Source organism: Corallococcus sp. AS-1-12 (genome assembly GCF_020036995.1).
Lineage (GTDB): Bacteria > Myxococcota > Myxococcia > Myxococcales > Myxococcaceae > Corallococcus.
Map to the genome: position 1 here is coordinate 59,256 of NZ_JAIQDD010000026.1, position 18,197 is coordinate 77,452.

An 18,197-nucleotide genomic window follows, 5' to 3' on the forward strand; every position below is an offset into this window, starting at 1 on the left:
CTACAGCAACTGGAGGACGCGGTCCTCCAGGCGGCGGCCGCGGCTGACGCCGAGGATGAGCACCTGGTGCTGGAGGAGGTGGCCGACGGTGCGGCTGATGACCTCCTCGGCCTTGTGGGCCTGGCCGTCGAAGCGCACGCGCAGCACGTCCGTGCCCTCCATGCGCGCGTCGGTGACGCCGGGCAGGGAGGTGATTTCGGGGATGATGACGTCGCCCCGGGCGATCTGGACGCGGAACTCGGCGCCCTGGCCGGTGAGCTCCGACATGGTGCCGGACTGCGCGAGCGTCCCCTTGTCGAGGATGGCGGCGGCGTCGCACAGCTCCTCCAGCTCCTGGAGGTTGTGGCTGGAGACGACGACCGTCTGCGTGCCCTTCATGTCCTTGATGATCTGGCGCACCTGCGCGGCGATGCGCGGATCCAGGCCGGCGGTGGGCTCGTCCAGGAGGACGAGCGGCGGGCGGCCCATCAGGGCCTGGGCCATGGCGGCGCGCTTGGCCATGCCGTGGCTGAGCGCCTGCGTCTGGACCTTCCAGGCCTCCATCAGGCCCACCTTCTCCAGGGCGCCGCGGGCCTCGTGCTCGGGCTGGGGCAGGTCCGACAGGCGGGCCCAGTAGGTGAGCAGCGCGCCCACCTCCCAGCCGGGGGGCAGCACCGCGTCCTGGGGCAGCGCGCCCACGCGGCCCTTGAGGGCGCCGGGCGTGGTGGGGGACACGCCCATCACCTGGAGCGAGCCCTCGGACGGGTAGAGGTAGCCGCACATCATGGAGAAGGTGGTCGTCTTGCCGGCGCCGTTGGGGCCGATGAGGCCGAACACCTCGCCCTGGCGCACCTGGAGGCTCACCGCCTTGACGGCGACCTTGGGGCCGAAGTGCTTGGAGACGTTGTTCAACTGGATGGCCAGGTCGCTCACAGGTCCCTCGCGCGCAGGACGCCGTAGGCGCCGAAGAGGAAGAGGGCCGCGAAGGCCGCGTAGGCCGCGCCGCTCATGGCGAACTCCGCGAGCTTCGGGTGCAGCAGGTTGCCCGAGTAGTACGACGGGGACAGGTAGCGCAGGAAGCGCAGCACGTTGTCCTCGCTCACGGCGCGCCCCACGGAGTCCATCAGCCAGAAGACGAAGAGCAGGATGAAGTTGAAGACGAGGCTCACCGCGGGGACGCGGAAGAGGCTGGAGCACAGGGTGGTGAGGGACACGTACGCCAGCGAGAAGACGATGGTGGCGCTCCAGAACTTCAGGAGGTTGAGCACCAGCACCCCGAAGGCGAAGTCCTCGTTGATGATGCGCGCGTAGATGAAGATGGCCAGGTCGATGATCAGCACCAGCCCCACCAGCAGCGTGGCCTGGGAGAGGAACTTGCCCAGCAGCACCGAGGAGCGGCGCGCGCGCACCGTGAGGTAGCGCATGGAGCGCGGGCCGACTTCGCCGCTCACCTGGTCGAAGCCCATCAGCGCGACGTAGGCGGGCAGGAAGAAGAGGGTGATCTTGAAGACGATGAGCACCACGATGGGCACCTTCGCCAGCGCCTCCATCATCGCGGCGTCGTTGCTGGCGAGGAAGCCCAGCACCCCCTGGCGCATCTGCTCCGCGGCCTGCGTGGCCATCTCCGAGTCGCCGCCGGACTCGGCGAGCTTCGCGTTCACCTGGGCCTGCAACTCCCGGGTGACGAAGCCCACCACGAGCAGCACCAGCGCGGAGAACATGCTGTAGAGCCCGAGCAGCACGATGGCCCGGCCGCTTCGTACGGCCCGGCGCAGCTCGGCTCCCCAGATCACCAATGTCTCTTTGAGTCCGTCCAAGGTGCACAGGACCCTACTGGACCTCCGGGCACCTTCCCAGGTTTCTCGCGGACGAAGGCAGCGGTCGAGGAGGCAAGCCGTGGACAGCGCGCCCTCAGCGACTAGGATCCGGCGGCCTGCTCCCTGCCCCCCCAAGGAGAGCCCCGAAGCATGACGATGCGCCGCCTCCTCGCCGCCCTGCCGCTGTTCCCCCTCACGCTGCTCCTGGGTGCCTCCGCGCCCGGGCCGGACGCGAACACCGCGCCGTCACCCGCCGCACCGTCGGATGCCCAGGCCCTGGCGCAGTCGTTGAGCGCCCTGGGAACGGACGCGGGGCCCGTGGGTGCCCGTGCGCTGGTGGAGAGGGTGGAGGCCGAGCAGCGCGGCGCCCAGGCCTCGGCTTCCCCGGACGCCGGGGCCTCCGCGAGCGTCGCGAAGGCGCCGGGCGCTCCGGCCGAGCCCTCGTCGAGCGGGGCCGCTACCGCGCAGGCTTCGGGTGCGACCGCGGCTCCCGCGTCGAGCGGGGCCGCCACCGCGCAGGCTTCGGGGGCGGCTGCCGTCGTGGGGGCGGAGGAGGCCTCCGTCGCGCAGGGCCCGGACACGCGCCCCGTGGATGCCCGCGCGCTGGCGGAGGCGCTGGCCGCGAAGGACGCCGCCGCGCTGGAGCCCGGGATGGTGCCTCCCATGCCGGTGCCGTCGCGGGAGAAGGCGCCGCCGTTCGGCAAGCTCCAGGGGCTGCCTCGCGCGCAGGACCTGGTGGCCCGCGCGAAGCTGGAGGGCAACAAGCTGGTGGTGAAGGGCGGCAAGAGCGCGCCGGATCAGGTGCTCACCATCGACCCCGGCCTCCAGGCGTCCCTCACGAAGATCATGCAGAACTACCAGGTGCCGTACGGCGCCGCGGTGGTGCTGGAGCCCTCCACCGGCCGCGTCCTCGCGATGGCGGAGCACTCGGAGGCGAAGCCGGAGCTGCGGGGGCTCCCCATCCGCGCGGTGTACCCGGCCGCGAGCATCTTCAAGATCGTCACCGGCAGCGCGCTCCTGGAGGCCGGCGTGTCGCCCGACACCGAGGCGTGCTTCCACGGCGGCAAGCGCCGCCTCAACGAGCGGCAGTTGGAGGACACCGACCGCGACGGCGCCTGCTATTCGCTGGCGCTGGCCATGGGCAAGAGCGCCAACGTCATCTTCGCCAAGATGACCAGCAAGCACCTGACCGCGGAGTCCCTCAAGCGCATGGCGGCGCGCCTGCGCTTCAACCGCGAGATTCCTTTCGCCCAGCCGCTGGACGTGTCGCTCGCGTACATCCCGGAGGACGGCTTCGCGCTCGCCAACACCGGCGCGGGCTTCGGTGACGTGTACCTGTCCCCGCTGCACGGCGCGCTGCTGGCCGCCGTCGCCGCCAACGACGGCCGCTGGGTGGACCCCGTGCTGGTGGAGCCGGAGCCCTTCATGCCCCTGCCGGAGCCAGAGCCCGTGCTCACCCCCACCGCCGCGCACGAGCTCACGCGGATGCTGGAGGAGACCGTCACCCACGGCACCGCGCGCGGCGTCTTCCGCGAGCGCGGCTTCCAGGTGAAGGACGCGGTGGGCAAGACGGGCACGCTCGCGGACCGCGAGCCCTTCCGCGACTACTCGTGGTTCGTCGGCTTCGCGCCCAAGGACAACCCGCGCGTGGCCGTGGCCGCCCTCATCGTGAACGACCCCAAGTGGCGCATCCGCGGCTCCTACCTGGGCCGCGAGGCCCTGCGCCTGGCGCTGGAGCGCATCCCCGCGCCGGTGGAGCTGACGGCCCCCGCGGGCGCCGCCGGCAAGCACTGAGGCGCGACGTCAGGACAGCGGACGCGCGGTGAGCTTCACCAGCCCCGTGTCCACGAAGCCCTGGAAGAACTTCAGCGCCTCCAGCTCCTGGAGGGGTGACACGTGCACGATGGCGGCCACGTCCCGCCGCCCGTCGATGCGCGACAGCAGGTAGCGCTCCGGTGACGTGAGGGGCAGCGTCTTCAGGTGCGCGGGCGTCACCATCAGCGCCGGCACCCGCGACGGCTCCATCAGCGCCTTGCGCAGCTCCGCGAGCAGCCGGCCTTCCGCGTCGCGCAGCAGCTTCGTGGTGTGCTCGGTGGGCGCGATTTCATGCGCGCGCCGGGCCAGCGCCTCGCCGTCGCGCAGGTTGCCCGCGTCCAGGAAGAGCTGGGCGGCCTGGAGCACCTCGTCGGAGGAGGACTCGGAGCCGATGACGCCGCCCGCGTTCAGGTCGTCCTCGTCGTCGTCCTCCACCACGACGACGGTGTGCGCGCCGGGGTCCGGGGCGGGCAGGGGGGCTTCGTCCGACACCCGCAGCGCGTCCTGGCGGTAGAGCGCGTACAGCCGCTGATAGAGGAAGAAGTCGGTGGCGTGCAGCGCCAGCGCGATGCCGTCGATGCTGAGGCCGTCCTTCGCGAGCTGCACGATGCGCTCGTCCATGCTGCCGGCCTTGCGGTCCGTCAGCTTGCGCTCGTCCACCTCCAGGCGCACGCGGCCGGAGGGGAACACCGCGCGGATGGCCTGCCACGCCGTCTCGCGGAACTCGCCCTCGCGGCTGACGTCCAGCAGGTCCACGCTGACGTCCAGGCCCTCCAGCTCCGGCGCGGCGTCCGTGGGCCGGAAGTCGAAGCCGCCTTCCTCCCACGTGAAGGCATCCAGCAGCATCTCCCGGAACTTGTGGGAGAGCACCGTGCGCACGGTGGCCTCGGACACCGTGCCCGTCATGATGAGGATCTTCCCCAGCAGGATGTGCGTCTCCGCCTGCGTGGCGAACGCGCGCTCCAACTGGTCCTCCGTCAGGTGACCCTGGTTGATCAGGAACTGGCCGAAGTACTCGCGCGGCTGGTTGGAGCTGGCGGTGATGACGTTGCCGTCGCGCAGGAGCAACTGCTTGCGCACGTCTCCCCGCTCCACGTTCAGGGTGCCGGTGGCCCGGCGATTCCCGAGGTGGACGACCAGGTCCTTGAGGGGCATCGTCGAAAAATCACCACACACGCCGCGCATCGAGCGCCCATCCTGCAACGCATGCGAGTCGATATCTACTCGAAACCCCGGTGTTCCCTCTGTGAGCAGGCCCTCGCCGTGGTCACCGAGGTGCAGGCCCGGCTGCCGTTCGAGCTCTACGTCACCGACATCCTCCAGAGCCCGGACCTCTTCGAGGCCTGGCGTTACGACATCCCCGTGGTCCTCCTCGACGGGGTGCCCGCCTTCAAACACCGCGTCGACGCGGAGACCCTGGAAGTCCGGATCCGCGAGGTGATGAATGGCATACCCATTGCTAAAACCGTGGGCCAGGATGGGTAACGGAGTGCCCTTCCCTAAGAAATCCAAGGGGATACGTAGGGCGCGAAAGTAGCGGGGCTGTAAATCTGGGCAGGCGGGCAGGGTGGTGGGGAAGAAAATGCTGGAAGGGAGGGCACGGCGGTGGGTGTGAAGCGCAAGCGAGCGGGAAGGTCGGGCCAGCCTCCCACGGTGCTGCTGGTGGAGCCGCGGGCGGAGGACCTGGAGCGCACCCGGGCGCTCCTGGGCGAGGCCGGCTTCCGCGTGGTGCCGCTGACGCGCTTCGACGCGGCGGTGCCCCTCTTCGAGGTGATCCGTCCGGATGCCGTCCTGCTGGCCGCGCAGCCACCGGACTTCGCGGCCATCCAGACGGCGCGGCGCCTGCGCCAGGTGGGCAAGGGCACGGTGCCGATGATGTACCTGGTGGATTCGCACGACCGGGACGCGTGGAAGTTCTGCGTGGAGAAGGGGCAGTGCGTGGACGTGGTGCCGCGCACGGTGGATGGCGCGGAGCTGTCCATGAAGCTGCACGCGCAGATGCGGCTCAAGCAGTCGGTGGAGCGCGCGGCCTCGGGTGAGGAGGCCGGCACGGCGCTGGCGCTGCACGACCCGGTGACGGGGCTCTACAACCGGCCCTTCCTGCTGGCCCTCATCGGCCTGGAGGCCCGGCGGACGGAGCGCTACGGCGGGACGTTCTCGGTGGTGGCGGCGGAGGTGACGGGGTGGAGCGCGCTTCGCAAGGAGCACGGCAAGAGCATGGCGGAGCGGCTGCTCGTCTACAGCGCGGTGGTGCTGGGGCAGACGGTGCGCGAGGCCGACGCGGTGGCGCGGGTGGGGGACAGTCAGTTCGCCATGCTGCTGCCGGGCACGCCCGCGGAGGCGGTGCCGGAGGTGCTGGCGCGGGTGGAGGCCCGGTTCGAGGCCGCCCGGTTCCAGATGGAGGGTCGGGTGGTGCGCACGGGGCTGGAGCTGGGGGCGGTGAGCTTCCCGGACACGGTGGGGGCTCCCACCCAGTTGCTGGGCGCGGCACTGCAGACCTTGAGGCGTACACGCGAGCTTCGGCGGGCGGCCGGTCCAGCCCGTCTGATGTCGGTTTGATTCAGTTCACGAGGGTTTGATGCACAGGGCGAGCGGAGGCGTGGGGATGGATCGGATCGCGGTGCTGGTGGTGGATGACGAGGAGTCGGTGCGCACGTTCCTGTCCGAGCTGCTGGGCAGCTCGGGGTACCAGGTGCGCTGTGCGTCGAGCGGTTCGCAGGCGCTGGAGATGCTCTCTGGTGGCTCGTTCGACGCGGTGCTGCTGGACGTGGTGATGCCGGAGATGAGCGGGCTGGAGGTGCTGCGCCGCTACCGGAGCACGGGCGGCACGGCGCCGGTCATCGTGTTGAGCGCGCTGTCGGGCGCGGACGACGCGGTGCGCGCGCTGAAGATGGGCGCCTCCGACTATCTGGCGAAGCCCTTTGGGAACGACGAGCTGCAGGACGTGCTCGCGCGCGCCCTGGGGACCCGGGTGCCGGAGCGGCAGGCGACCGCGCCCGCGCCCCGCGTGGTGTTGACGCCCGCGGAGGCCGCGGCGGAGGCCCGCGTGCTCATCTCCACGTCGCCGGCCATGCGCCGCGCGCGTGCGCTGGTGGAGCGCATCGCGGACACGGACGTGCCGGTGCTGCTGCTGGGTGAGTCCGGGACGGGCAAGGAAGTGATTGCCCGGGAGATCCACGCGCGCAGCCAGCGCCATGGCCGGCCGTTCATCAAGGTGAACTGCGCGGCGCTGCCGGGGGAGCTCCTGGAGAGCGAGCTGTTCGGCCACGAGCGCGGCGCCTTCACGGGCGCCACGGCGGAGAAGCCGGGCAAGTTCGAGCTGGCGGATCAGGGCACCATCTTCCTGGACGAGATTGGCGAGATGGCCATCCGCCTCCAGGCGAAGCTGCTCCAGGTGCTGCAGGACGAGGAGTTCTTCCGCGTCGGCGGCAAGAAGAGCGTCCGCGTGGACAGCCGCGTGGTGGTGGCGACGAACCGCGACCTGGAGAAGGAGATCGCGCTCGGCAACTTCCGCGAGGACCTGTACTACCGCCTCAACGTGGTGGCCATCCGCCTGCCGCCGCTTCGCGAGCGCCGCGAGGACGTGGTGCCGCTCACCGACCACTTCCTGAAGAAGTACGGCCGGGGCTTCATGACGAACGTGTCGGAGCTGCCCTCGGAGGTGCTCCACGCGTTCAGCGACTACGAGTGGCCGGGCAACGTGCGCGAGCTGGAGAACATGGTGCGCCGGCTGTGCGTGCTGAAGGACCCGACCCTGGTGCTGGATGAAATCCACGCCGGTGGCCGTGCTCCGGCGAGCGCGCCGTCGCTGCCCACGTCGTTCGGCGGTGGGGACGAATACATGCCGCCCCCGTCGCGCCACGTGGAGGAGTCCGCCCGCGTCTTCGCGGCGCCGCCGTCCGCGCTCGCGACGTCTTCGGGCGCGGGTGTGCAGGTGCTGGAGATGCCCGCGCGCGGCGTGTCGATGACGCCGCCTCCGGTGATGACGGAGGCCACGCCGTTCAACGCCGTGGCGCCGCAGCGGTACGCGAACCCGTTCGACGCGCCTCAGCCTCCGCCCCCGCCGCCTCCGGCCGGGGAGCTGTCGCTCAAGGACATCGGCAAGCGCGCGGCGATGCTCGCGGAGCGCGAGGCCATCCTCGCGATGCTTCAGCGCACCGCGTGGAACAAGCGCCGCGCGGCGGGCAAGCTGCGCATCAGCTACAAGGCGCTGCTCTACAAGATCAAGGAGTGCGGCATCATCGACCCGCGCGCGAGCGCGGAGTTCTGAGCCGCGACTGACGAAGTGAGGTGACGGCCCTTCTTCCGGATGACGGGAGGAGGGCCGTTCTCTTCGCGCGGTCTTGCGCGGAGCGGCCGTTGCCCGGTATCGCGGGGCCATGACCGCTCCGCTCCTTCTGCTTGGCTGTGGCTATACGCTGACGCGGCTCGCGGTGGTGGAGGCCCGCGCGGGCCGGGAGGTCCTGGCCACGACCCGGGATGCTGCTCGGCACTCGGTGCTGGAGGGCGCGGGTGTCCACGTGGTGTCCATTGACGACGCGCTGTCTCGGGCCGGGGGCGCGCACGTCGTGGACTCCGTTCCTCCGGATGCCGGGCTGGATGCCCGCCTCGCGGAAGCGCTGTCCCGCGCTCGTCCCTCCCGGCTCGTCTACCTGTCGTCCACGGGCGTCTACGGCTCCGCTCGCGGACACGTGGACGAGTCCACGCCGGTCGACACGACCTCCCCGGCCTCCCGCGCGCGCCTGGAGGCGGAGGCCCTGTTCCGTCCCCTAGGCGCGAGCGTCATGCGCATCGCGGGCATCTACGGTCCGGGGCGCGGGACTTCCGGCCGCTTGAAGGCGGGCACGCTGCGCATCCCGGAATCGGGTGGGGGGCGGCTGTCGCGCATCCATGTGGACGACCTGGTGGACGCGGTGCGCGTGGTGCTCGAACGCGGCGCGCCCGGTGAGGTGTACTGCGTGGCCGACCGCCGGCCCGCGACCCAGGAGGAGACGGCCTCCTGGCTCTGTCAGCGGCTGGGCCTCCCCATGCCGCCGCGCGTGCCCCTGGAATCCCTCCATGAGTCCCTGCGCGGCGACCGAGCCATCCGCGCCGCGAAGCTGGAGGCCCTGGGCTGGACGCCGCGCTACCCGGACTTCACCACCGGCTTCCTCGCGGCGATGGAGGAGGAGGCGCGCGGCTGAAGCACTACCCGGGTGACTCCGCCAGCAGGAGCTGTTGCAGGTCGAGCTCCGACCAGTCCAGCTCCTGCTCCACCTGCTGGAACGCCGCGTCCCCGATGGTGCCGTTCGCCCGGAGCTCCGCCAGCTTCCGCCGCCCCGCGGCCATCGCTGCACGCACCGTCTCCGCGTCCGCGGTGGGCGGCCCCCAGGGGGAAGCGCTGGGGCGCCCGGAGCTCGTGAGGGTGTGCTCGTCCAGGAGCTGCCTCGCGCGCCGCAGTTGCAGCTCGTACCGGCGCCGGACCAGCGTCGCCATCTCCGTGCCCGGTGAGTCCTGCGTGGCCTCCAGCCCCGCGCGCAGCGTCTCCACCCGGGCGAGCCGCACCTCGTGGTCCACCTCGCCGTCGTCGTCCAGCTTCAGGCGCGTCATCAGGGGCTTGAGCGTCATCCCCTGCACCACGAGCGTCCCCAGCACCACGGAGAACGACGTGAAGAGGATGAGGTCCCGGTAGGGGAAGGCCGCGACCCCGTCATGCCCCGTGGGCAGCGCCAGCGCCGCCGCGAGCGTCACGATGCCCCGCATCCCGCACCAGCCCACCAGCACGGCCGCGCCCGGCGAGAGCGTGACGGGGCTGGACTTCGACCTGCGCTGCCTCCAGCGGTTGACCGCCGCCGCCCCCATCACCCAGGCGATGCGCGCGAGGATGGCCGCCCCCGTCACCACCGCCGCGATGGCCGTGTATTCCCACCACGTCTCCCGGTCGAAGCGCGCGACGATGCCCTTCAACTGGAAGCCCACGAGCACGAAGGCCAGCACGTTCAACACGAACGTCGCCACCTCCCATACGGCATAGGACGGGATGCGGATCCGCGCGGGCGTCACCACGGAGGCCGTGCGGGAGATGGTCATCGCGTACACCACCGTCGTCAGGATGCCGGACAGGTGCAGCCGCTCCGCGAGCATCCACACCGCGAACGTGCTGCCGAACTGGGTGATGACGGCCGTGGACACGTCCTCGACGCCGGCGTTGATGCGCAGGCTCACCCGGGACAGCACCACGCCCAGCAGCACGCTGCCCACCGTGACGACGAGCAAGGTGGGCACCGCGCTCCAGCCCAGCACGCCGCCCGCGGCCACGGCCCCCAGCGCGAGCCGGTAGATGAGCAGGGCGCTCGCGTCGTTGAAGAGGCTTTCGCCCTCCAGGATGACCATCAGCCGGTGCGGGGGCTTGAGCTGCTTCAGCACCGCCGTGGCCGCCGCCGCGTCCGGAGGCGCGACGATGGCGCCCAGCGCGATGGCCGCGGCCCAGGGCATCTCCGGCACCATTGCCTTCACCACCACCGCGACGGCGATGACCGTGAGCACCACCGCCCCCAGGGCCAGGCTCGCCACCGGCCGCCAGTTCGCGCGCAGGTCGCGAGGGGACGCGTCGAACGCCGCGTCCAGCAGCACCGGCGCGACGAACAGGGTGAGCGCCAGCTCTGGATCCAACACCAGCTCCGGGCTGCCCGGCACGAGCGCCAGCACCGCCCCGGCGAGCGCCACCAGCGCGGGGTAGGGCGTGCCCACCCGCCGGGACAGCGCCGCCAGTCCCGCGCCTCCCAGCAGGAGCGCGATGACGATCTCGAACACCAGCATGAGGGCCTCGGGAGCAGTCCACCCTGGACTTCCGGCGACCTAGCGCAGGAGGGCCCGCGGGGGACAGTGGCGGATTCCGGACGGCGGAACCCCGCGTCCCACGGGAGGCCGGCCGCGTCATCAGCCGAACGCGATGGGTGCCATCAGCCGGGGAAGGGGCGCGCCTTTGCGAGGCGTGGGCCCCCGGTGACAGGCTTGCGCTTTCGGGCCGCGTGAAGTGCGCGGCCTTGCGAACCCTGTCCCAGGGGGGAACCGAAGATGTCCAGGTCGTTGCTGTTGGCGTCGTTCAACGAGGGCGTCCACCGCTCCATGGCCGGCCACCACGAGGCCGCGCTCCAGTCGTTCGATCAGGTCCTCGCCGTGGATCCACGCCACTTCCCCGCGCTCACCGCGAAGTCCTTCGCCCTCAAGCAACTGGGGCGGACCGAGGAGGCCCTGAAGGGCTTCCAGCGCGCCATCGAGCTGGACCCCACCGCGGCGGACCCCCACCGCGAGGCCGCGCTCTGCCAACTGGAGCTGGGGGAGCCGGAGGCCGCCGCCCTGCTGATGAACCGGGCGGTGCAGCTCAACCCCACCCCCGGCTACCGCGAGGCCGCCGCCATCGAGGTCTACCATCTGGGTAACGCGCTGCTGACCCAGGGCCGGCGGCCGGACAAGGCCCGCTACCGGCTGGCCCGTCAGGTCTTCGAACTGGCGCTGGAGCTGTCGCCTGCCTACGTGGAGGCGGCCAAGGCCCTGGCGGACGTGTGGGAGCACCTGGGCGACCCTACCCAGCGGGAGCACTACACCCAGCTAGCGACCCGGCTGCGCCCCGCCTCCTCCTGAGTCGCCCCGCGTCAAATTCCATACAAATGCGGAGGGAAAGGGCGGTGTGCCGGTGTTGAATACCGAAGCGCCCCCCCACCAGGAGAACCCTTCGCATGATCGTGATGCTCGAGCCGGATTCCCCCGAATCCGTCGTGAACGCCGTCCTCCAACTCGCGTCGCAGTACGAGGGCGTCACCCCGCGTGCCCACGTGGTCCAGGGCGCCGAGTCCACCATCACCGAGCTGTACCTGCTGGGCTCCACGTCGCAGGTGCCGCTGGAGCCGTTCCAGCAACTGCCCGGCGTGCGCCAGGTGGTCCGCGTCTCGCAGAAGTACCGCATCATCGGCCGGCACGGCGGTCAGCGCACCACGGCGGGCTTCGAGTACAACGGCGTCACCTTCGACGACAACTCGGTGAACCTCTTCGCGGGCCTGTGCGCGGTGGATTCGCTGGAGAGCGTGGACGCGATGATGGCGGCGCTCGCCCGCTGCGGCATCAACACCACGCGCATGGGCGCGTACAAGCCGCGCACCAACCCGTACGAGTTCCAGGGCCTGGGCGCGAAGTGCCTGCCCTGGGTGTTCGACTCCGCGGGCAAGCACGGCATCAAGGTCATCGCGATGGAGGTGACGCACCCGCGCCACATCGACGAAATCAATGACGCGCTGAAGAAGTCGGGGGCCCCCACGGGCGTGATGCTCCAGGTGGGCACGCGCAACGCGCAGAACTTCGAGCTGCTCAAGGTGATTGGCCAGCAGCGCACCTTCCCGGTGCTCTTCAAGCGCGGCATGGGCATCACGCTGGAGGAGTCCCTCAACGCGTGCGAGTACGTGGCGAGCGAGGGCAACCCGAAGATCGTCTTCTGCCTCCGCGGCGTGAAGACGCACCTGGGCGACCCGCACCGCAACATGGTGGACTTCGCGCACGTGCCGGTGGTGCGCCGCCTCACGCGCATGCCGGTGTGCGTGGACCCCTCGCACGCGATTGGCCGCGCGGAGGCCCCGCCGGACGGGCTGCCGGACATCTTCCACGCCATTGGCCAGGGCCTCATCGCGGGCGCGTCCATGGTGCTGGTGGACTTCCACCCGACGCCGGAGAAGGCGCTGTGCGACGGGCCACAGGCGCTGCGCCTGGAGCAACTGGCCGCGCTCCAGCGCTACACGAGCATCGTGCGCTCCGCGTACACGGAGGCCGTGCGCAACGGCGACGGGACGCAGGCCGCCGCTCCGGCCAAGGCCGTCAGTCGCTGAGCGCGTAGCTGCCCAGCACCCGGAGCGACGTGCAGGCGCTCCGGGCTTCCGCCAGGGCCGCCTTCACGGGCGCGGACGTCAGCGCGCCCTCCACGTCCAGGCACCAGCGGTAGTCCCAGGCGCGGACGCCGCCGGGCCTCGACTCCAGCCGCGCGACGTTCACCCCGTGCGCGGCGAAGGCCGTGAGCACGCCCGCGAGCGCGCCAGGGCCGTTGTCGAGCGTGAGCACCAGGGACGTCTTCCACCGCGAGCCCAGATTCGGCGGCACGGCCGGCCCCACCGCGAGGAAGCGGGTGGCGTTGTCCGGCGAGTCCGCGATGCCCTCCGCGAGCACGGCGAGGCCGTAAAGCTCCGCCGCGGTCCGGCTGGCGATGGCGGCCGTGCCCTCCAGCGCCTCCTGCGCCACGCGCCGCGCCGCCACGGCGGTGTTCGCCTCGGGCACGGGGTGCAGGTGGTGCTTCCTGAGCCAGCCTCCGCACTGCGCCAGCGCCTGGGGATGCGACAGCGCGCGCGTGAGCCCCTCCAGCGTGCGGCCCGGCGGCGCGAGCAGGCAGTGGCGCACGGGCAGGCGCAGTTCGCCGGAGAGGGTGGGGGTGAACTCCAGGAGCAGGTCCACCACCTCCGCCACCGGCCCCGCGAGCGCGCTCTCCATGGGCACCACGCCGCCGTCCACCGCGCCCCGGGCCACGGCCTCGAAGACGTCGCGGAAGGTGGGGCAGGGGATGCGCGTCACGGAGGCGCCGAAGAGGGCGCCCGTGGCCTCGTCGCCGTACGCGCCGCGCTCACCCTGGAAGGCGATGCGGCGGGGGGCGGCGTCGTCAGCCATCGATGGGCTCCGCGCGCGGGTAGGTGCCCAGCACGCGAAGGGACGACGTGAGCGGGCGCAGGTCCTCCAGCGCCGCCGTCACCGCGGCGGACGCGGCGTGGCCCTCCACGTCCAGGTAGAAGCGGTACTTCCACGGCGAGCCCGGGATGGGCCGCGACTCCAGCTTGGAGAGGTTCACCCCTCGCTGCGTGAGCCGCTGCAGCACCTGGCCCAGCGCGCCCGGGCGGTGCTCCAGCACGACGAGCAGTGACGTCTTGCACGGCACGTCCGGCGCGAGCGGCGTGGGCTGGCGCGACACCTCCACGAAGCGCGTGAAGTCCGAGCCGGGCTGAAGGTCGCTGGCGAGCACCACGAGCCCGAAGCGGCCCGCCGCGGACTCGCTGGCGATGGCTGCCACGGTCGGGTCATTGCGGTCCGCGACCATCTGCGCCGCGATGGCGGTGTCCGGTCCCGGCACGGCGCGGGCCCGGGGCACGTGCGTGCTCAAGAAGTCCTCGCACTGCGCCAGGGCCTGCGGGTGGGACAGCACCTCGCGCAGGTCCTCCAGCTTCGAGCCCTTCACGCCCAGCAGCCGGTGGTCCACCTGGCTCACCACCTCGCCGGTGATGACGGCGTCGCCCGCGGCGAGCACGTCGTACGTCTCATTCATGCTGCCGGCGGTGGTGTTCTCGATGGGCAGCAGCAGCACGTCCTGCTCGCTCTGCTTGAGGGCCTCCACGGCCTGGCGGGCGGTGTCGAAGCCGGTGAGGAGCACGCCGCCCGGCCGGTGGCCATAGCGCTGGCGGGCGGCCAGGTGGCTGTAGGAGCCCTCGACGCCCAGGTACCCCACGCGCAGGGGGGTGGTGTCCAGGCGGGTGACCAGGGCCTGCTGCCGGGCCACGGACATGTCCAGGATGACGCGGTAGAGGCGCTCCACCTCATGCGGGTCCAGGCCGCGGTCCGCCGCCCGGCCGCGCAGCTTGCGCAGGAGCAGGTCCTCGCGCTGCGGGTCCCGGAAGGGCCAGGCCGTCACCAGCTTGGCGCGCGCGACGTCGTCGGCCAGGGCCATGCGCCGCTGGAGGGCATCGAGGACGTCCTCGTCGATGCGTTCGATTTGCGTCCGCAGGGTCTCCAGGGAGGGGATGTCCGCCATGCCCGGAACATAACAACTCGCGTCGAAGGCGCGGACTCCTCTGACGCGCCGCTCACATTCCCAGGCGCCGGGCGAGGTCCGAAGGGACCGGGTAGACGGACTCCTTCGGCAGGTGGCGCGTGGCCTGGTCGGAGCGGCCGTCGTCCAGGTGCTTGCGCAGCTTCTGGACCCGGGGCGTGAGGTCGGTGATGGACACGGTCCAGTCGTCCACGAAGCGCTGGATGACGGCGCGGCTCAAGCCCACCTGGATGCTGTCGTGGGGCAGGCCCGCGCCGCGCAGGCTGCGCTCCGGGTCCCACTGGATGTGGACGGGCGCGGAGTCGAAGGCCTTGCGCCACGCGTCCGGCGAGCCGTGGGCCTTCGGCTCGAAGCCGGTGAGGACGCCGGCAGCAAGTGCTTCCTCCCAGCCGGAGCGTTTGATGCGCACCGCGAGCGTGCGCTCCTGGCCGCTCTTGCGGCCCCAGTTGGAGCGGTGCATGAGCCACAGGAAGCTGGGTTTGATCCACGTCATCCGGCCCACGGAGAAGGGCGGGCCGAACTTCTGCTGCTTCACGGCCACGTCCGCGATGGCGTCGGAGTAGGCCTGGTACACGACGATGGTGGCTCGGTCGAAGTCGGCGCGGACTTCGCGGGCTGCGCTCATGGGCGGGCTCTGGGCCTGGCCTTCGGCTTGGGTGTGGCGGTGGTGGCCTTGGGGAGCTTCGTCTTGCCCATCTTGAGGACGAGCTCGAAGTGCTCCACGGGGGTGGGGGTGACGCTGAGGCGGCTGCGGGTGAGCAGCGGGAAGTCCTTGAGCGCGGGGGTGGCCTTGATGGTGGCGAGCGTCACCGGCGTGGTGAAGGCGACCACGGGGCCCACCTCCACGGAGGCCCAGTCCTCGCCGGGAGCGGTGGGGTCGGGGCCGGGCTTGGAGAGGACGCGCGCCACGCCGACGACGGCCTTGTCCTCATTGGAGTGGTAGTAGAGGCACAGGTCCCCGGGCGTCATGGCCCGCAGGTTGTTGCGCGCCTCGAAGTTGCGCACGCCCGTCCACTCCGTCCTGCCGTCCTCCTCCAGCTTCGCGTACGCGTAGACGGAGGGCTCGCTCTTGATCAACCAGTACCGCGGAGTCGCCATGGCGGCGCACCCTAGCGCAGGGCTGACTCGGTGCTCCACAGACCCACGGTTCCATCCCCCTGGGCACAGGCGATGAGGCGGCCATCGGGTGAGGAGATCGCATCACCTGTAGGAAGCTCACTGTCGTCCGAGTGGCTGAACAGCACCTCGCCGGTATCGAAGTGGTAGAGCGCGAAGCCATGGTTGTCAGAGGCGGAGACCATCCACTCCCCATCCGGGCTGAAGTCGACGTTGCTCACGTAGTGAGTGAAGTCGGTGAACGTCCTCAAGACGCGACGCTCATGCACATCCATCACCACGACCTCGTGGACACCTCTCGCGACGAGCAGGGGCCGCGTGGGGTGGAATGCAACGCCCGCCGCGAACTGAAACCCAAGGGGATGAACCCAGGGATGGGAGCTCGCCTTCAGGTCCCAGAGGTAGAGCGCCGCCTGGTCATGGTCGTAGTACGTCACGATCACCGCCGCGAAGCGTGAGTCACGGGAGAATGCACACGCCTTGACCGAGGCCTGCCACTGAACGCCGAGCAGGTCACGAATCCGCTTCCAGCCCGCCACGTCCCAGAGGAGGGCCTCGCCACGTTCGAGGATGGCCAGCAGCATGCCGTCCCGGGACATGGCCAGCCCGATGGCGGGCGCGGAGAGGGTCTCCTCCCGCCAGAGTGAACCGTCCGTCGTGGAGAAGGCCATGAGCCGGGGCCGCCAGGTGACAGCGGCCTCCGCGACCGGCGGCCCCGCGGTCACGATGTGATTCGAGCCGTGGAAGAGGGCCTCGATGGGCTCCATTTTCAGTTCCACCGAGCCGCTGGGGACGTCCGTGGCCGCGTCCAGGTTCCACCACCGCAGCCGGGAGTCGGCTTTCGCGAGCAGCCGGGCGCCTGAGGGGTCGAAGCAAAGCTTGTCCCAGAGGACGGAGCTGAGCTGGGAACCCAACTGCCGCACACGCTTCAGGCCGGGCGCATTCGTCGGGGTGATGACCGCACGGGTCAGGTCTGTCGGGTTCATGTCGTGTAGGCCGGAATGGAAACGCGTATGCGAAGGAAGGCTCCAACCGTCAGGTCCCTGGCGGACGCGGCCATGGACCGGGCTTGGACGATCGAGGAGACGCGGCCTGACGACCGCAAGGCCCTCTTCGAGGCCTACCTCGCGGCGGCGCGGCTCGGGAAGATGGAGGCCATGACGAACGTGGGGCTCCATTTCCTCTACGGAGACGGCGTCCGGCGTGACCCGAAGCGCTCCCGGATGTGGACGGAAAAGGCAGCCGCCCTGGGAGACGACGTCGCTGCCTTCAACCTGGGCCTCGCCTATGACAATGGACGGGGGGCCCGGAAGAACAAGACCCTCGCGGAGGCGTGGTATCGCCGGGCCGCCAACATGGGATTCGCCGTCGCCGAGGGAAACCTGGCGTATCTCCTGTTCGAAAGCACCGAGTCCCATCTGCAGCAGGAAGCGGTCCGGATCTACCGGAAGCACGCTCGGCAAGGACACCCGATTCCGGCCTACAACGTCGGGCTTGCGTATGAGCTGGGAAAGGGCGTCCGCAAGAACCTGAAGCGAGCCAATGCGTATTACGAAATGGCCGCGAAGGGTGGCTACGCGGAAGCCCAGTTGGCCCTGGGCTACAACCATTCCAACGGCGTGGGCCTTCCTACGAATGCCTTGTGTGCCTTTGGTTGGTTCCGGCTGGCAGCGCAGCAGGGGAACGCCAGTGCGTCCTTCAATCTGGGCTTGATGTTCGCGAACGGAGAGGGCGTGCCCCAGTCCAAGGCGCGCGCCATGCGTCACTTTCGTGATGCCGCGAGCCAGGGACATGCGAAGTCCGCCAGATGGCTGCGGAAGCTTGAGAAAGCCTGAGCACCACTCCATGCCTGGGCGAAGCATCCCCGCGGATGGTAGGGCTCGGTCACGCGAGGAGTTCCAAAAGTCCGTCCAATCCTCGCATGCGACAAGGGGTCCTCCATTCCCAACAGCACGTCACGGCTTGTCAGCCATGTCGTCAAGCTGCCCCTGTGCCGTCTCAAGGTAGAAGGGCACGACTTCGACGGCGAGCACGTCGCGCATCTCCTGTCGCGCGCCCTCCCAGTCGCCCGAGTCCTGGAGCCGGTGCATCCGATAGAGTGCGTCCACGAGTCGGTTGGAGCCGTCGGTGATGCGGCGGGCACACTCGCGGAGGAGCGCAAGAGTCCCTGCTTCCGTTTGCAGTGCCGCGGCGGCGTCTGAGACGGCCACTTCATCGGCGGTCCGGAGCAGGAGCGCGCGCACGTCATCGGTGACGACGAGTGGCGCACCCTCACGGAGGACTCGCCGCGACAGGTTGCGGATCTCGTCCCAATTGGGGTGGGTGGACATCTAGCGCCTCCTCTTCGGACCGCACATGTCGATGGGCCATTCGTGCTGGCCTTCGCATCGTCGCAAGCAGGCGGTGCAGTCGCCGCCATATCGGCCGTCAGCGCACTCGTTCCAGGTTCGAAGGCATCTGTTCTTCCAGTCGGGAAGGCGCGGGTCGTCAACGTAGTCGCTTGCGTTCGCGCTGGAGTGTGCGCCCGTGGCCCCGACGGCAGCGGCCATGAGGGCGGCGGCCTCGGCGGCGGTGAGCCCGCATGCTTCCGGGAGGCCGGGGTGTCGCTGGATGCAGTCGGTTTCGGTGTCCATGGCGAC

The 18,197-nt window shown here is 70.6% G+C and carries 18 protein-coding genes; 8 read left to right on the forward strand and 10 right to left on the reverse strand.

What is annotated here, in order from left to right; genetic code table 11:
• Together K8556_RS30435 and K8556_RS30440 are read right to left on the reverse strand one after the other, a co-directional pair.
• Positions 1-912, reverse strand: coding sequence for an ABC transporter ATP-binding protein (locus tag K8556_RS30435; protein WP_223743614.1), 912 nt, complete (start codon positions 910-912; stop codon positions 1-3).
• On the reverse strand, positions 909-1,772 hold the full coding sequence (locus K8556_RS30440; RefSeq protein WP_370639986.1) for an ABC transporter permease: 864 nt from the start codon (positions 1,770-1,772) through the stop codon (positions 909-911). The genes K8556_RS30435 and K8556_RS30440 overlap by 4 nt, the downstream gene beginning before the upstream one ends.
• 174 nt (positions 1,773-1,946) lie before the next feature.
• On the opposite strand from K8556_RS30440, the gene K8556_RS30445 reads away from it, so the two are divergent.
• Positions 1,947-3,590 carry a penicillin-binding transpeptidase domain-containing protein gene (locus K8556_RS30445; RefSeq protein WP_223743616.1) on the forward strand — a complete coding sequence of 548 codons (1,644 nt, stop codon included), beginning with the start codon at positions 1,947-1,949 and terminating at the stop codon, positions 3,588-3,590.
• Between the two features lie 9 nt (positions 3,591-3,599).
• Here K8556_RS30445 and K8556_RS30450 read toward each other — a convergent pair whose 3' ends face one another.
• Positions 3,600-4,796, reverse strand: coding sequence for a DUF4388 domain-containing protein (locus tag K8556_RS30450; protein WP_223743617.1), 1,197 nt, complete (start codon positions 4,794-4,796; stop codon positions 3,600-3,602).
• 21 nt (positions 4,797-4,817) lie between these two features.
• Between K8556_RS30450 and K8556_RS30455 the strand changes: the two genes are divergently transcribed.
• From K8556_RS30455 to K8556_RS30470, 4 genes are all read left to right on the forward strand, one after another.
• Positions 4,818-5,096: a glutaredoxin family protein gene (locus K8556_RS30455; RefSeq protein ID WP_223743618.1), complete on the forward strand. Its 279-nt coding sequence runs from the start codon at positions 4,818-4,820 to the stop codon at positions 5,094-5,096.
• A 120-nt stretch (positions 5,097-5,216) separates the two neighbouring features.
• The gene (locus K8556_RS30460) at positions 5,217-6,170 is read left to right on the forward strand and encodes a diguanylate cyclase domain-containing protein (RefSeq protein WP_223743619.1); all 954 of its coding nucleotides are present in this window, start codon (positions 5,217-5,219) and stop codon (positions 6,168-6,170) included.
• A gap of 46 nt (positions 6,171-6,216) precedes the next feature.
• Positions 6,217-7,881, forward strand: a complete 1,665-nt coding sequence (locus tag K8556_RS30465; RefSeq protein WP_223743620.1) for a sigma-54 dependent transcriptional regulator — start codon at positions 6,217-6,219, stop codon at positions 7,879-7,881.
• A 109-nt stretch (positions 7,882-7,990) separates the two neighbouring features.
• Positions 7,991-8,794 (forward strand): SDR family oxidoreductase, encoded by an 804-nt coding sequence (locus K8556_RS30470; protein ID WP_223743621.1) that lies wholly within the window; start codon positions 7,991-7,993, stop codon positions 8,792-8,794.
• A gap of 4 nt (positions 8,795-8,798) precedes the next feature.
• On the opposite strand, the gene K8556_RS30475 is transcribed toward K8556_RS30470, so the two are convergent.
• On the reverse strand, positions 8,799-10,409 hold the full coding sequence (locus K8556_RS30475) for a Na+/H+ antiporter (protein ID WP_223743622.1): 1,611 nt from the start codon (positions 10,407-10,409) through the stop codon (positions 8,799-8,801).
• Between the two features lie 258 nt (positions 10,410-10,667).
• On the opposite strand from K8556_RS30475, the gene K8556_RS30480 reads away from it, so the two are divergent.
• Positions 10,668-11,234, forward strand: coding sequence for a tetratricopeptide repeat protein (locus K8556_RS30480; RefSeq protein WP_223743623.1), 567 nt, complete (start codon positions 10,668-10,670; stop codon positions 11,232-11,234).
• 95 nt (positions 11,235-11,329) lie between these two features.
• The gene (locus tag K8556_RS30485) at positions 11,330-12,466 is read left to right on the forward strand and encodes a 3-deoxy-7-phosphoheptulonate synthase (protein ID WP_223743624.1); all 1,137 of its coding nucleotides are present in this window, start codon (positions 11,330-11,332) and stop codon (positions 12,464-12,466) included.
• On the opposite strand, the gene K8556_RS30490 is transcribed toward K8556_RS30485, so the two are convergent.
• Genes K8556_RS30490 through K8556_RS30510 form a run of 5 tightly spaced genes read right to left on the reverse strand, consistent with a single transcriptional unit; the run spans position 12,456 to position 16,544 of the window.
• Positions 12,456-13,292, reverse strand: a complete 837-nt coding sequence (locus K8556_RS30490; RefSeq protein WP_223743625.1) for a prephenate dehydratase — start codon at positions 13,290-13,292, stop codon at positions 12,456-12,458. The genes K8556_RS30485 and K8556_RS30490 overlap by 11 nt on opposite strands.
• Complete coding sequence (gene pheA, locus K8556_RS30495; protein WP_223743626.1) at positions 13,285-14,424, reverse strand: prephenate dehydratase; 1,140 nt, start codon at positions 14,422-14,424, stop codon at positions 13,285-13,287. Before pheA ends, K8556_RS30490 begins: the two co-directional genes overlap by 8 nt.
• A 52-nt stretch (positions 14,425-14,476) precedes the next feature.
• Complete coding sequence (locus tag K8556_RS30500; protein ID WP_223743627.1) at positions 14,477-15,067, reverse strand: DUF4291 domain-containing protein; 591 nt, start codon at positions 15,065-15,067, stop codon at positions 14,477-14,479.
• The gene (locus K8556_RS30505; protein WP_223743628.1) at positions 15,064-15,540 is read right to left on the reverse strand and encodes an EVE domain-containing protein; all 477 of its coding nucleotides are present in this window, start codon (positions 15,538-15,540) and stop codon (positions 15,064-15,066) included. Before K8556_RS30505 ends, K8556_RS30500 begins: the two co-directional genes overlap by 4 nt.
• Before the next feature lie 11 nt (positions 15,541-15,551).
• Complete coding sequence (locus K8556_RS30510; protein WP_223743629.1) at positions 15,552-16,544, reverse strand: WD40 repeat domain-containing protein; 993 nt, start codon at positions 16,542-16,544, stop codon at positions 15,552-15,554.
• Positions 16,545-16,616: 72 nt separating this feature from the next.
• Between K8556_RS30510 and K8556_RS30515 the strand changes: the two genes are divergently transcribed.
• Positions 16,617-17,393: a tetratricopeptide repeat protein gene (locus K8556_RS30515; protein WP_223743630.1), complete on the forward strand. Its 777-nt coding sequence runs from the start codon at positions 16,617-16,619 to the stop codon at positions 17,391-17,393.
• Positions 17,394-17,513: 120 nt separating this feature from the next.
• Here the strand turns inward: K8556_RS30515 and K8556_RS30520 are convergent, their stop codons facing one another.
• A complete protein-coding gene (locus K8556_RS30520; RefSeq protein ID WP_223743631.1) occupies positions 17,514-17,888 on the reverse strand; it encodes a DUSAM domain-containing protein in 375 nt (124 codons plus the stop codon).
• Positions 17,889-18,197: the final 309 nt, after the last annotated feature.